This is a genomic window from Paraburkholderia sp. RL17-373-BIF-A (assembly GCF_046030175.1).
Taxonomy (GTDB): Bacteria; Pseudomonadota; Gammaproteobacteria; order Burkholderiales; family Burkholderiaceae; genus Paraburkholderia.
In genome coordinates this window covers 1-1,121 of sequence record NZ_JARESO010000282.1, presented here as the reverse complement: position 1 = coordinate 1,121, position 1,121 = coordinate 1, and the positions used below count along the sequence as shown (strand labels likewise).

3 protein-coding genes and 1 pseudogene are annotated in these 1,121 nt (G+C 52.4%); all 4 read right to left on the bottom strand.

Features of this window, described 5'->3' with window-relative positions; translation table 11 throughout:
- Positions 1-360: pseudogene (locus P0D80_RS50365) on the bottom strand (EscJ/YscJ/HrcJ family type III secretion inner membrane ring protein); the annotation flags it as partial.
- Positions 357-608: a type III secretion system inner rod subunit SctI gene (gene sctI / locus P0D80_RS50360; protein ID WP_408296281.1), complete on the bottom strand. Its 252-nt coding sequence runs from the start codon at positions 606-608 to the stop codon at positions 357-359. The pseudogene P0D80_RS50365 and the gene sctI, both read right to left, overlap by 4 nt.
- An 11-nt stretch (positions 609-619) precedes the next feature.
- A complete protein-coding gene (locus P0D80_RS50355) occupies positions 620-874 on the bottom strand; it encodes an EscG/YscG/SsaH family type III secretion system needle protein co-chaperone (RefSeq protein WP_408296278.1) in 255 nt (84 codons plus the stop codon).
- Between the two features lie 5 nt (positions 875-879).
- Positions 880-1,121: type III secretion system needle filament subunit SctF (gene sctF / locus P0D80_RS50350; RefSeq protein ID WP_408296275.1), on the bottom strand; the 242-nt coding region annotated here is incomplete at its 5' end.

The following is a 1,121-nucleotide window of genomic DNA, read 5'->3' as shown; positions in this document are numbered from 1 at the left end:
TACGCCGTCCATGCTGGAGAGCAGTCTTTCGATCTGCTGACCTTTGAAGTAGTTGAGCTTCTCTTCTTCCTGTCCCGGCGAAGACACCAGTTGCCCACTAGGAAACAGGTCTTGAATGGTAGCAGTCTTGCGGCGCGGTAGACCGTGGTGGCGCAATACCTCCACGGCGTCGACAATGCGAGCACTTTCGACTTCAAGACCCACACCCTCTTTGCTTACCGTTTTGTTGACGGGAATCTCATTGTACATAAGCAAGGCGAGCATCTGGTTGGCCTCAGCCTCATCCAGATTGCTGTAAAGCTCGCGCTTACAACCACCGAGCAACACTACTCCGCACAACAACAAGAGCCGGAATTTCATTGCATATTAACCAACTTGTTAATGGACTGCGTGATTGAGCCCGCAACCTTAGCAGTCAATTCCGTACCCACCATCATTTGGGTCAATTCGAATTGCGCTCCTAGGAGGGCATCCGGCGAATTCGTCGGACTCGGGCCGCCAAGCAAATCGGCAAATTGCTGTTGGGCAGTACTAGACGGCGCCACAGCAGGCGACTGACTCACCGGCGCAAGGGCCGAGGAGATGTTGGCGATTGAAGAGATATCCATGTCACAGCTCCTTATTGGGGTTGCTCCAACAAGCTACGCAAAACATCACAGTCAGTCGGCTCGAGGGTAGCGAGCCGCGCTGCGGCTGCCCTACGATGCCCCAAACCAAACAACAGGACGGACTCGGTTCGGGCCAACTGCAGAGGCTCATCGATCATGTCAGGCAGTGCAGAAAGAATGTCGCGCATCTCGACGCGCAACCCATGGTTGACTGCAGCGAAGCCGGCTTCGACAACTAGACGTACGATAGAGGCCGATGAATCCATAATGCTCATCCAATTTTTGAAATAATGCCCATCAGCATGTCTTTTACCGCCTTCAATACGGAACTCTCATAACCGACCATCACCGAGTACCGATTCATTTCGAACTGCGCTTTAAGCATATTCTCTGGATTGTTAACAACGTCCAACTTCATCGCCGCCTCCGCATCGTTGGCAATACGGGCGCTCTGACTACCCATTTGGGCTGCAATATTATCGAGGTTCATAGTGTTACCTGTTCGGTTACATA